The organism is Lactococcus sp. EKM203L (assembly GCF_011800585.1).
Taxonomy (GTDB): domain Bacteria; phylum Bacillota; class Bacilli; order Lactobacillales; family Streptococcaceae; genus Lactococcus; species Lactococcus lactis.
This window is the reverse complement of sequence record NZ_JAALEQ010000001.1, coordinates 363,855-375,959: the sequence shown is the minus strand read 5'-3', so window position 1 is coordinate 375,959 and position 12,105 is coordinate 363,855. Positions and strand designations below refer to the sequence as shown.

Annotated in this window: 20 protein-coding genes; all 20 read right to left on the bottom strand. The window is 35.2% G+C overall.

Translation table 11 applies throughout. The features are described from left to right. Positions 1–5 precede the first annotated feature (5 nt). The 20 genes from HFD15_RS02060 to HFD15_RS01970 all read right to left on the bottom strand — a co-directional run bounded on the left by HFD15_RS02060 (position 6) and on the right by HFD15_RS01970 (position 12,103). Positions 6–1,043, bottom strand: coding sequence for a major capsid protein (locus HFD15_RS02060; protein WP_167593216.1), 1,038 nt, complete (start codon positions 1,041–1,043; stop codon positions 6–8). A gap of 16 nt (positions 1,044–1,059) precedes the next feature. Then, positions 1,060–1,737, bottom strand: coding sequence for a DUF4355 domain-containing protein (locus HFD15_RS02055; protein WP_167593217.1), 678 nt, complete (start codon positions 1,735–1,737; stop codon positions 1,060–1,062). Positions 1,738–1,901: 164 nt separating this feature from the next. Then, on the bottom strand, positions 1,902–3,008 hold the full coding sequence (locus HFD15_RS02050) for a minor capsid protein (protein WP_167593218.1): 1,107 nt from the start codon (positions 3,006–3,008) through the stop codon (positions 1,902–1,904). A 5-nt stretch (positions 3,009–3,013) separates the two neighbouring features. Continuing rightward, positions 3,014–3,301 carry a ribosomal-processing cysteine protease Prp gene (locus HFD15_RS02045; protein ID WP_167593219.1) on the bottom strand — a complete coding sequence of 96 codons (288 nt, stop codon included), beginning with the start codon at positions 3,299–3,301 and terminating at the stop codon, positions 3,014–3,016. Next, a complete protein-coding gene (locus HFD15_RS02040; RefSeq protein ID WP_167593220.1) occupies positions 3,298–3,537 on the bottom strand; it encodes a hypothetical protein in 240 nt (79 codons plus the stop codon). The genes HFD15_RS02045 and HFD15_RS02040 overlap by 4 nt, the downstream gene beginning before the upstream one ends. Position 3,538: 1 nt before the next feature. After that, positions 3,539–4,984: a phage portal protein gene (locus tag HFD15_RS02035; protein WP_167593221.1), complete on the bottom strand. Its 1,446-nt coding sequence runs from the start codon at positions 4,982–4,984 to the stop codon at positions 3,539–3,541. Between the two features lie 9 nt (positions 4,985–4,993). Then, on the bottom strand, positions 4,994–6,229 hold the full coding sequence (locus HFD15_RS02030) for a PBSX family phage terminase large subunit (RefSeq protein ID WP_058220957.1): 1,236 nt from the start codon (positions 6,227–6,229) through the stop codon (positions 4,994–4,996). Then, positions 6,219–6,731, bottom strand: coding sequence for a terminase small subunit (locus tag HFD15_RS02025; RefSeq protein ID WP_021722218.1), 513 nt, complete (start codon positions 6,729–6,731; stop codon positions 6,219–6,221). Before HFD15_RS02025 ends, HFD15_RS02030 begins: the two co-directional genes overlap by 11 nt. A gap of 438 nt (positions 6,732–7,169) precedes the next feature. Then, positions 7,170–7,595 carry a RinA family protein gene (locus tag HFD15_RS02020; RefSeq protein WP_058211293.1) on the bottom strand — a complete coding sequence of 142 codons (426 nt, stop codon included), beginning with the start codon at positions 7,593–7,595 and terminating at the stop codon, positions 7,170–7,172. Positions 7,596–8,699: 1,104 nt separating this feature from the next. Then, positions 8,700–8,882, bottom strand: a complete 183-nt coding sequence (locus HFD15_RS02015) for a DUF1660 domain-containing protein (RefSeq protein WP_167593222.1) — start codon at positions 8,880–8,882, stop codon at positions 8,700–8,702. Then, the gene (locus HFD15_RS02010) at positions 8,879–9,055 is read right to left on the bottom strand and encodes a hypothetical protein (protein ID WP_167593223.1); all 177 of its coding nucleotides are present in this window, start codon (positions 9,053–9,055) and stop codon (positions 8,879–8,881) included. The genes HFD15_RS02015 and HFD15_RS02010 overlap by 4 nt, the downstream gene beginning before the upstream one ends. Further along, positions 9,056–9,262: a hypothetical protein gene (locus HFD15_RS02005; protein WP_167593224.1), complete on the bottom strand. Its 207-nt coding sequence runs from the start codon at positions 9,260–9,262 to the stop codon at positions 9,056–9,058. 46 nt (positions 9,263–9,308) lie between these two features. Beyond that, entirely contained in the window at positions 9,309–9,584 is a 276-nt protein-coding gene (locus tag HFD15_RS02000) for a hypothetical protein (RefSeq protein ID WP_167593225.1), read from the bottom strand. Continuing rightward, positions 9,581–9,913, bottom strand: a complete 333-nt coding sequence (locus HFD15_RS01995; RefSeq protein ID WP_238785269.1) for a hypothetical protein — start codon at positions 9,911–9,913, stop codon at positions 9,581–9,583. Before HFD15_RS01995 ends, HFD15_RS02000 begins: the two co-directional genes overlap by 4 nt. 145 nt (positions 9,914–10,058) lie before the next feature. After that, the gene (locus HFD15_RS01990) at positions 10,059–10,295 is read right to left on the bottom strand and encodes a hypothetical protein (protein ID WP_167593155.1); all 237 of its coding nucleotides are present in this window, start codon (positions 10,293–10,295) and stop codon (positions 10,059–10,061) included. Between the two features lie 4 nt (positions 10,296–10,299). Beyond that, positions 10,300–10,719 carry a dUTP diphosphatase gene (locus tag HFD15_RS01985; protein ID WP_167593226.1) on the bottom strand — a complete coding sequence of 140 codons (420 nt, stop codon included), beginning with the start codon at positions 10,717–10,719 and terminating at the stop codon, positions 10,300–10,302. Then, on the bottom strand, positions 10,716–11,423 hold the full coding sequence (locus HFD15_RS01980; protein WP_238785267.1) for a DUF1642 domain-containing protein: 708 nt from the start codon (positions 11,421–11,423) through the stop codon (positions 10,716–10,718). Before HFD15_RS01980 ends, HFD15_RS01985 begins: the two co-directional genes overlap by 4 nt. Continuing rightward, positions 11,416–11,568, bottom strand: a complete 153-nt coding sequence (locus HFD15_RS14235; RefSeq protein WP_167593227.1) for a hypothetical protein — start codon at positions 11,566–11,568, stop codon at positions 11,416–11,418. The genes HFD15_RS01980 and HFD15_RS14235 overlap by 8 nt, the downstream gene beginning before the upstream one ends. After that, positions 11,561–11,734 carry a hypothetical protein gene (locus HFD15_RS01975; protein WP_167593228.1) on the bottom strand — a complete coding sequence of 58 codons (174 nt, stop codon included), beginning with the start codon at positions 11,732–11,734 and terminating at the stop codon, positions 11,561–11,563. Before HFD15_RS01975 ends, HFD15_RS14235 begins: the two co-directional genes overlap by 8 nt. Positions 11,735–11,863: 129 nt before the next feature. Beyond that, on the bottom strand, positions 11,864–12,103 hold the full coding sequence (locus HFD15_RS01970) for a DUF1031 domain-containing protein (protein WP_167593229.1): 240 nt from the start codon (positions 12,101–12,103) through the stop codon (positions 11,864–11,866). Positions 12,104–12,105: the final 2 nt, after the last annotated feature.

The following is a 12,105-nucleotide window of genomic DNA, read 5'->3' as shown; positions in this document are numbered from 1 at the left end:
ACTCCTTATTCTCCACCAGTTCCACCTTGAACAACTGTTTGAGGTGTCCAAAGTTTATGTTTAAATTGAACGATACGAACATTTTTATTTTCATAAACACGTTCCCAGTTTGACCCTGTTGATAATTCAGCATTTGTTGGTGAATCACCCGCAACTGATTTGTCAGTGAATTTAACGCCACGAGGGTGCAACAAGAAGTGTTGACGGTTGATAAGAATATCATCTCCTGCCAATGAATCACGGTCAGTTTCTGTTGGCACAGGAGCTGCTCCATTACCAAGCCCAATTGCACCAGCTCCAAAGATGTAAGAAGTGAAAACATCTCCATCTACTGGCATACCATCATCAACAATGACACGTTTACCCATGTATGTAGGGATTGGTTTGTTCTCTGAATCCAAAGAAAATTCAATCAAGTTTTGTTTACGCAAGTTGGCATACACTTGAGAATGTACCCCAATTGCAGTAAGTTTTTCTTCTGCATCGCCCAATTTGTATGAAGCATCAAGGAAAGTTTCACCAGTAAATGCTGCTGCATTACCAGTTAAAGTTGAGATATCAAGAGCATTGCCTGACATTTTAGTTCCTGCGGCTGCATAAATACCTTTAAGAATTGATAACAAAGTAACTTGTTGACGGCGAGCCCAGTAAGCAGCGACCAAATCACCAATAGCACGCATTGGGTCATCACCGGACAATGCTTTAGCTAAGTCATTTGATTTCCATGCTTTACCACGCATCAAGAGGGCAGCAACGTCTTTGCTGGATGTGATTTTGTCAGTTGAAAGTGAGTCAGTATCAGAAAGTACTTCATCATCACCAGACAAGTCTTGCCAAAATGGCATATTAATTAATCGACCACCAGAGGTTGCAAGTGCATCGAGTTCAGGATCTTTTACTACAATTCCTGATTGATATAAAGCAGAAAGCTCAGCAGTGCGTTCAATAACATATTTATTAAATACTTCAGGTACGATAACATCTGCAATTTTTGTTTTATCTGCAAATTTTTGCAAATCAAATTTAATGAGTTTGTGTTCCATTTTTATTCCTCTATTTCTATTTTTTGTTTGCTAAAGCTTGTAAAGTCTTAGCTTTTTCTGGTTCTTCTAGGAAAAGTCGGCCTTGCTCGGTTAAGTTGAAAGTCTCTTTTGCAAAAGGATTGTTCGAGATGCCTTTTCCATCACTTCCAAGCGGAGTATCTACAGAAGCTTTGAGTTTTTCATTAACTGCTGCTTCTAAAGCTTTATCCCATTCAGCTTTGAAAGATTTGACATCTTTAATAGCTTCCTCAGCAGTATTTCCTTGAATACGAGCAGCGAAAGCACTTGGAATACCGATTTCTTGAAGTTGTTTGCCTTTTTCTGCAAGCAACTGTTCTTGACGAAAGACGGCTTTTTCTTTTTCAAAGTCATCTTTTTCTTTTTGAATCAGCGCTTGTTGGCGTTCTTCTTCCGAAAGTTTGGCAAGGCGAGCAGCTTCATTTTTTTCTTCTTCAAGTTTTTCTTGCCAACGAGAATGACGAGCGTTAACAATAGAGTCAACCTCAGTATTATCTTTAAGACCAAACTTTTCTTTGATTGCTGCAACTTGTTCATCGGTCAGATTATCAGCATTGAATTCAGGAGGAGTTTCTTGGCCAGTTCCTGCTCCACCCTCATCGCCTTCTTGACCTTCAGCAAATTGTTGTAAGTTGAGTTTGAGTAAACTGTTTCCGCATAATGTTGCGATTTTCATGTTATTAATCCTTTCCAATTGCTTTTAAAGTGGTTCAATGCTTGCACTTCCGAAGCTTTTAATGTCATCACGCTTGGACATAAGAAAAGCGCCTGTCAGTGACAAACGCTTTGTGTATTTAAGTAGTTGTTATTTCACGCATAACTGCGAGATATTAGATCACCTCATTTGCTACTTTTAAAATCAACATCTGGATGCATTGATTTTAATTTATCCATCCATTCGTTGTAAGTTGTACTTCCTTTAATATCAAATGTTTTACCAGTGATAGGGTCAAGTGCTTTGCGTACTATGTTATTTAGTCGCTCTGAATACATCGAAGCAACTGAGCGACACCACGGGTGAAAAGGTGGATATGTCCCTTCTACACCATTTACAACTGCTTCAGATATTAGAAAGACTTTGTGGTCTTTATGACGACAAATTTGTGATGTTCTCAAATCTAAGATTGCAATGATTTGATACTTTTCAACGCCATTATTTTGCCACGATTTGAGTTTTGCTTGATTCGCCATATAATTCGCTTCGGTACGAATCAAACGCCTAGAAACGTTAATTGAGCGGTCAAATTCACTAGCAATTGCCTTTGACATCTGAAATTCACTCATTCCAGTTAAAGCTTCAACCGTGAATAGCTGCTCTAACCGTTTAGCTAAAGCTTCTGTATCTCCCCATAATCTTTTAGAGTAGTTACTTCCTAACCAGTGACTGTCAAGTATATTTTCCACAGATTTGGCGGATAACTCTTTAAACTTATAGTCTTTTTTATTCCAGACTTCTTTAACAATACCATTCTTAGCATTTGCTTGAGCTTTACGAATAATCGTTTCAGCAGTAGTTTCTTTGTAAGCTTCATCTATCGTATCAATATAAAAAGATGTCTGCTTATCAAGCTGAACATCTGCAATTTGTTTTGTTACTAGATAAGACTTTGCTTTTAAATCTTCTGCACGAGTAATTCTTGATTTAAGTGCCAGTCCTGTGAGCCGCTTTTTAGCTTCTCTTTGCAAGTCAGGATTGCTGATATCTTTAGCTAATCTTCTAAGCTCAACTAATTCAGAAACAGGAACAGTTTCATTAAGCATTCTTTTGGCTTCATCATCTGTCAGTTCCGTTTGCTGCTTAGTTCGACTAAATAATTTAGCAATCTGTTTTGTTAAATATGATTGAGCTTGTTTGTATGCCTGTGCTACGACTTCCTCAAGCTGTTTAGCACCGTCATTTACTTTCTTTTCGGCTTTAATCGCTCTTTTTTGCCAGTAGTCAGACATTCTTTTTACTCCTCTACTATTACATGCTCAGGGTATTGCTCAGCTATTGAAACTATTCCATCATAAAGTATCTTAAGGCTTGCCAGTTCTTTATCTGTTGGATCAAGTATAAAATATCCTTCATCACGCTCAAAAGTCTTACCAAAGGATAACAATGCATTAGTAACTGTGATATATAAGGCAGAAACCCCAGCACATACAATATCATTTCCAATATTTGCAAAGCCTGCATGACCAGTCACTTGATACCAATAAATTTGGTTGTTTTTCTTTTTGAACTTTACTGTAATCATTTATTACTAATACCAAGCATTCGAGTAGCTGCTTGCATAGCATCTGTTTTGTCAAACCCTTGTGTAATCAGCCCATAATAAAGATATTTATACATTTTTGCCAGGTCTTCGAATGCCTCTTTCATTTCAAGGTCTTTTAATTCATCAAGCTTATAGTCTTTTTGAATTTGTCCAGCCAAAGCTGCACTCATTTTACCAAGCATTTCAATAGTTTTGTCACTAAATTCAAATTCCATTTTATTTACCTTCATCTTTCTGTTTATTATTTCCATCTTTGCTGCCTTCCTCATTATCATCTGGTGGATCATCGAGATTAGAGTGGCTATCTTCTGACTGAATTCCCATAACTTTCTGATTCATTTCGATAGCATCCTCTTTTTCCTCTTGTAACTGTTCAAGAACTTCATCGACATTATCAATATCTGGAAGCCATGAAAGCAAGACTTTAAGAGGTAGAATTCCTGCTTGGTGTGCCTGAACGATTTGATTAACAATGTCAGTTGTATTGATTGGCAAATTAGGTTTGAGTTTAATCTTAATACCTTCAATATCAACATTGTTATTGCCAATCTCTAAATAATTGGCAAAGAGAATCAAACGTTGTCTAAGTCCTTTTATCATGTATCTTGACTTCACTGACATAAGTTGTAGTAAGCCAAAGAGTTTGTATTTCATTGCTTCGCCTGAAACATTTCCTGAGAAGTTTTTATCATTCATATTGGGCACATAAGTCACTTTATGAATATCTTCAAGTATTGCATCCCGTAACACAGCTACCGAACTTTCATCCATTTGTTTAGTAAGATAACTAGCATCTACTTCACCAGGTTTAAATGATGTCTGCATCATCTTTTCTTTTGCTAACCTAGCACCATCTCCATCCTGTAAGGTAAACCCACGGATAAAAAGAATTGCATCAACAAAGGCTTCTTTATCGTTCAATCTGTCAGACTGAAGCAAGTTATAAGCATCAATTAAGCTAATTGCTTGCTCAAAATCTCCTTGACGTTCTTCGTTGTTACGGTATTCAATAACAGGTACCGCCTTAAAATAATGTGGTAGTGCTTTAATTAATTGATAATCTCCGAAACCAATAGAAGCCGCTCTATACGTCAATACTCTATTGTCGTTATAGTACTTAACAAGATAATAATCAACAGCTCCTTGAAGGTTATATACTGGTTGATAATGTACAGCAAATAAAGGATTGGTGTCAATCGTATCATCCGTAACAAGGAAAATTCCTCGTGGATCAATACATTTAATGTCAGCAAATACTTTCCCAGTTTGAGGTTCCTGATTCATATAAATCAATTCATAACCTATCCCAAATACTGACAAATCTTTTTCAAGTTCAGTATCATGAGAAACAATATCAACTTTTGTATAAGCATCAAGAATAGATTGAATATCATCACTGCTTGTATAAGCTACTGGATTTCCTACCATGAAACCAACATTCATATCAGTGACATACTTTGCATGATTAACAACAACTTTATTATTAGGTGTTGCAGCATTATCTTTTGTTCGTTTTAAAATGTCTTGCTTGCCATCGTAATAATCAGATAGTTTGTCTAATCTCCCTATAGTACTTAAATGTTGAGAGATGCAATAATTTAGCAGTTCTGGAGTAGGACTATTTAAATTCCCTGCCATCTCTCTATTTATTTTAATTGCCATGTTCCTCCTTTAGTAAAGACCAAATTGTACTTTGCTCACAATTTCAGCGGTCTTGCCATTTCTTACCTCATTGGTATAAATTGCATATCGCAAAGAGTCAAGTACATCATCAAAAAGTTTTATTGGTTCTCCCTTTTTTTCATCCCAAACATATTGATAGATCTCATTAGGGAATTTCTCGACTTTATCTCTACAAATAAATAACTTATCTTTCTTAAACCTACGAGCAACCGCTTCAACACCAGTTAAACGTGCTTTGTCTCCATTAAACGCTTCAATGTGTTCTCGTTTAAACCTATCAACATGCTCAGGACGAGCAGAATCACAATAGAAGGGAACTCTTGAACCATAACGTTCTTGAATACCTTTAGCTATATCTACCCAATAGTCAATTTCTTCATGTTGTTTTGCGTGCTCCTCAATTAAATAAGCTGTTCCATCATCTGTTTCTCCTATAACAACAATAGATCCCCAGTGTTCATAACCCCAGTCAACACCGCAATAGAATGTTGATAGTTTAGGCAAGTCTTTGGATTGTATATAATGTTTGTTGCTATCAAAGTCTTGATAAACCACACCATCAGCAGATACCCAAAGTCCTTTTATATCACGGTCATAAAACATACCGCTTGGAGTTGCTGCTTTAATGTTTTCACGGTACCTCTCAGATAAGAAAGTATTATCATCTAATTCAAAATGAAAAGCCTTAACATTTTCGTTAGGCTTATCTATATATTCTTTCTTTAACCAATGCTCAGGATTATCAGGGTTAGTATCCGCTAGAATTCTTGCACCATTACCTGAACAACGAGAAACAATTTCAGCAAATACTTCTTGTTTAGCAAGTGAAGCTTCATTAACATATGCTCCATAAGCAGTCATACCACGGATAGCACCAACTCCACCGATATTCCCAGTGTATGCTTGAACTACTTTCACACCAAATAATTTAAAGTTATTGTGCTTATCAAACTTAGGTTCTATATTGTACATATTATAAAGCTCTTGTAGGATGTTCTTGTTTATTGTATTTGATGAAACACCAGCCAATATATACATAGGTTCCTTCACACCCTCTTCATCGGCTATTTTACGAACACGTCTTAATTCAAACAAGAATAAATCATTATTCATCTTTGTTTTACCTGAACGCTTAGCACCATGAAGTAAAGCAATGAACCAATCTTTATTTACTGTTTGCTTTAAAACATCGATTTGTTTTTTGCTATAAATATCACTTATCATCTATAACCTCACTAATTTTACCAAGCAATTCATCCAATTTTTCTTCAGTTGATTTATCAGTTGCAGATTGTATCATTGCAGCTTTGAATTCAGCAATATCAGCTTCTGCAGTAAGTTTGCGAAGAGTTTGTTCAAGTAATTTATCATTACCAGGATAACGTTTAAGAAGTTCCTTCATTGCTTGTATCTGCGTTTTGAAATCAGGAGGCTTCTCAACTTCCGAATATCCCTCTGCATTGGCTACTACAACCGTTTCTTTTATTTTTGCATTAGCTATAAGGCTAAGTCTTTCAAGTATCTCCTGTGCGCTCATAATACGCTCAGAAGCGATCTGTTCCATTCTTTCATCAATGTATTTTTTAATTACAAGTTTTGACAAGTTTTCAGGGCCAATTCTATTAGCTGTTTTCTTGCTATAACCTGCTTTAATGGCTGCTTGCGTTGCATTTCCTAACTCTATGTAATAATCTGCAAACTTCTTCTGCTTTTCAGTAAGTTTCATACCTCCCTCCTATCTTATTCGTGAATCCAACAATAAAAGGCTGCCCAGTGGACAACCTGTAATAAAATATAATAGCAAGATAGAGCCGCGAACTCTATAACTTCTAATAGCGAAGTCGTTTCTATTCCTTGCTGTCAGCTCCAACCGCACTGACTTATTAATATTATTCGGAAACTGTACTAGTATTATCAGCCCCAAACAATGTTGGATATAGCAAGACGAGGAGTCGAACCTCGCAAAGATATTATGCCTAATATCTGCCAGTCACTTGCTACGCTGGTTTTATCGTCCAGCAACGTTATGAAGTATATCCAAACCGAATTAGTTGTTGTTTTTTGCTTTTGCCTTTTACTTCATAATACAAGTATATCAGCAAAAACAACGGTTGAGGTTTCGTTTTTAGGCAATTTCGTGCCAATTTTTGTCCAAAAATATGCCCTAAAAACAATGCTGCATTTGTCGGTAAATATCATTTCTAAATTTGTAGAATATCGTCTTAGCTTTTTTCAATCCAATATCTTTAATTCCTTCGATATCTAAATATTGCATTACTTGGTACCAATACAAGCCAGCATACCCACTATATTTTAGCTCAATAACTCTTTTTTCATCAGGTATCAAAGGCTTAAACCAGAAGTCTAATATCTCTAGTTGTTCCTTGAGTTTAAGGTATTCTTCATCACTCTCAAGCTTTTCTTGATTTATTACATGACTCAATTGTTCCGAACCACCAGAATAAGCTGTACGAATGCCTAAATTATCTACTTTTTGCTTATAAAGATATCTGCTTTCAATTGATTTTATTCTGGCTTCAAGTCTGCCATTCACGTAATCTCCAATAATTCTATCTAACTTATCTGCCATTCATCAAATTCTCCTTTTGTGGTATAATTAAGTTAGAAATTCAGTTGCCGAAGCCCATTGCCGTGGGCTTTTTTCATTTTCATGTAATACCTATAAATTTTAATATCAATCCTATAATCAAACATGATATTCCGAATAAGAGTACATAGTATTTTGTTTTTTCGTAGAAATAAGTAAATCCACGGATAATTGTTTTATAAATAGTTCTATCAAAAGCTTTACCAGCTTTTTTAATGAAATTACAGACTATATCCATTTTCTCCTCCAGTTGAGTTTAGCGAGTTCCTAGCTCAGTATATGTGATATAATATAACTGACCAAAAATATTATAATAATAATAGAACTAAGTTGTTTACTAACTCTTGCACTCGAGCCTGGTCAGTTCGGGCTTTTTTATTTTGGTATAAATTATTGTTCTGTGTGCTATAATATTTAAGACCAAAAATTAACTTCGCAACATTGTTCAGTATTTCGCTCGAGCTTGGTCAACTCGAGCTTTTTTGTTATAACTTATTTTTATTATGGTATAATGTAGTAGACCTAAATTTTAAGAATAAAATTTAAACCTAGAACATATAACTCGAGCCTGGTCAGTTCGGGCTTTTTTTGTTATAGTTAAAGATTTTTTAATAAATCAAATTTTATAGTTATCAATTAATCAGTGGTATAATGAATGTGACCATTCAATAGTAACTAATAATTTTTACAACATTCGCTCAAGCTTGGTCAGCTTGGGCTTTTTAATTTGATTAGTGCTATACTAGAGTGGACCAAAAAAATATAAATGTTAGAATTCACAATTTCGCTCGAACCTGGTCAGTTCGGGCTTTTATATTATCTTTTGTTAACAATAGTTGTTTTATAATAGTGTTATAATAAAATTGGATAAAATATAACTAGCGAATTTAAAATAACTATCCATGTCTCGACTGGCCAACCGAGACTTTTTTGTTGCCATTTGTTAACGACAAAATAATGTTAATAGTGCTATAATAATCTTGGTCAAATTAATCTAGATTTTGGATTTATTTTACATTAAATTAGAACTCGGCCAGTTCATACTTAACTCTTGCTATTTGTTGTCTAGCAGGAGTTTTTTTGTGTTCAATCCATGTGTTTATCAAGCCATTTTTCAGGGAACACGTTCTCTGACTCGTCAAGGTCTGAGCGTGGAATTCGTTTATCTCTGATGTAGCAACGACGACAAGAGCGTTCTTCATGAGTGCCAAATAAATAAATTCTCCATTCCGACCACTTATGCCCGAACAGCTTACACATTAGTTTCATTCGACTACCTCATCAACTGTCTCGCTATATAACCATTTAAATACATGAATAAGATAATCTTTAGAAATTCCGTTAAATGTGACAAAGCTGTTTAAAGCCTGACATTCAACCAATTTCTCATTTTCTGTTTTATTATCAAATTCTTCAATCATTTGTTTTCCGCTTTTTATCATTCAAATCCCCTCGCCTTTCTTATATTCATAACTAAGAGTTTCATTTCTATTATTTTTCAAGCAAACATAGACATCTTCAATTACCACATCTTCATCTATGTTTCTTTTTATTGCTGAAATTGTAACTGGTAAAATATGTTCATAACCTCTAGCATCATTTGTGATTTCAGCGGTCATCCTACGTTTTATACCCGGTGATATTTTCATTCAATCCCTCCCCACCAGTCATTGACCAGCGATATTAGTTTGTCGGTCATTCTTGCCCCCACAATTTTTCTTGTTCAGCAACTAAACTTTCTCGATGTTCTACTATCAAATCAATCAACTTACGGTTGAGTTTACTTGGTATAGCAAACTCTATATTTCCTAAAAAGCCATAAGGTTTTAGTTCCATACCTAAAAACTTATCTTGTTTATAAATGTTTAAGCCAATCGTTCTTGGTGCACGACAGTAACTTTCAATAAATCGGTCAATTTTTGCTATCTCTGAACTGATAGCATTGATTTTATTAAGATTTTCTTTATTCATCCCTCCACCACTTTCACTAAATCAACTCCGAGGGCTTTGCCTGCGAGGTAGGCGAGTACCACGTTTGTATTTTTAACATCATCCTCTAACCAATGCAATATTTCTGGATAACTTTCTAAGACAAAGTAAGGCTGCATTGAGCTAAACATCTGTGCTACGTTTGTTTGATATTCTTCCGTGTCTTCGTAAATTTGGTCAAACTCATCCGCAATGCTTTGAGGAATCGTGAGAATTTTCCTCATATCACGATATCTGTTTGCATCTTGCTTTATCATTTCTTCGTCAACGATTTCAGAAATTCTTTTATTGTCCATCGCCGCTCCCTTCATTTCCAATCGCTGCGAGTGCATCTCGTGCTGTAAAATAACAATCATCTGAGCAATCAAACTCAGCTATTTCTGTCAGTGCCTTTTTCCCAGTGTTAAGCTGTTCTTGGAGTTTTTCAACCTTATTTTCGCCAGTTAATTTTTTAACTTAACTTTCCGTATAAACTGCTTCCATAGAACAACCGCCCTGGCAATAACAATCTTTATCAAACTCATCATGTAAGAATCCATGCACTTCGTTGTAATATCCGATTGGCTCTAGTTTTTCAACCGAAAGTTTGTCAGTGGCGGAAGAACATTCATCACATACAATAAATTCTCCTTCTGGAAGCCATTCAGGCTCGATTGGTTTATCACAGCTATAACATGTTGTTTGCTTCATCATTTTTTCACACCTCCCCAGTGCTACCAAATCCACCTGTGCGCTCTCCTTTTGCGTTGTCATCGTCTGTTGTAAGATATTTTACAAATACACCTTGCATAATTCGTTGACCTTTAGAAATGGTTACAGGCTCTTTTGAGATGTTCATAAACAAGCCTTTGAATTCATTAGGATAATAATCTGAATCGATAATTCCTACTGAATTAATCAATGCAATGCCACGCTTAACTGGATTGCTTGAGCGGTCATATAATTTCAGTACTTCGTCATGTCCAAGTTGAACAGCTAGCCCAGTGCTTACCAATTTAATTTCATCAGGTTGAATCGTAACTGTTTCGCTTGCTGAAATGTCATAACCTGCACTGTGTTCTGTCGCTCGTTCTGGAATAGTCGCATTTTCGTCTAGTTTTTTAAATTTCCTTGTCATTCTCCGTCCTCCACAGGCACAAGCTCAAAAGCTTCGTTATTTACAAAAGCACCGTCTGAAATTTTAGGAATTTCTTGTTCTGTAAATATATTTTTTACATTGTCATGGTTAGTCCAATCAAGGAACTTTTTGTCAACGAAAACTTTACCAGTAGCCTGATTTAGCCATAAATAGTAATTACTAATTGTTGCATTCTTTAATTTCAATCTGAACAGCTGCGGTTTTTCGACTTCGTATTTACCAGTGATGAATGCTAGTGAGAAAGTATCTGGATGTTCATTTCGCCACATAAGAGCTTTAATCGTTTTACTTGACTTAATATCATCAATACCAAATTCAAAAAGTCTTTGAATATTTTCAAAACGATATTCATTAAATAATTCCGCCACACACTCAGGCACGACTGGCAGGGCTTGCTGTTGGAGTTGGGATTTTAAACCAATGATTTGCGATTCTATTTTAGAACTTCTGATTACTTCTTTTTCATAGTTATCATTGAGATTACTATATTTATCCAATAACTCCTGAAACTCTTCGTCTGAGTGCCAGTTTTTAGCAAATTCTAACCACGGAAAGTTGAAAGCGACTCTCCCTAACTTTATATTTAACCCAATATCAGAAGCAGTAAATTCTCCATCATAAGAGTTCATTATAAATTTACTTTTTTTAGCTTCTTTAATCGCTTCTTCTTCAAACTTAATCATTTTTCGTGTCCTCATTTTTTTCATCTTCACAAGTGAAGCAAATATAATGCCCTTCATCTAAAACCTTATCAACGACTGAACTTTCAGATGTAAATATGAAACTCTCTTTGCATTTTTCGCATGTTACATTTATTTTTTTAATCATTTTTCGTGTCCTCCGTAAATACTGAATCAATAACTCTTTTAATCATGTCGTCAGATACAGCACCACCGCTATTTAAGATTATCGCTTCTCTAACACACTCTTTTGCGTACTCTTGAGCAACTTTCTTTGTGTATAATAAATCTCCGTCTTTTAAATTCCAAAACATTCTTTTCTTTTTGCGTTGTCATATTAACACCTCATATTTTAGCTTTTAAGCGCTTTTAGATTGTTCGTGATAAATCATCCATGAAATGGTTTAAACGCTCAATGTAACCGTAAATTTCATGAATTAAAGCTATTCAAATACAACTAATGATTCTGTCAGTTGCTTATCCATAAAATTAAACAGTTGATTCCAAGTCATATCTTTTCCGTTGTTGAAAACAGATTTAATATCTCGATAAATTTCAACCAGTTCATGGCTTCCTTTAGTCCGAACTGTGATAAAAACCGAATTACTTCCATAACCGTCATATCTTGCTTTCTTAGCTAAGTTAAATAATTTAACAGTTGGTATGATTCTGAATGCTGTCATTC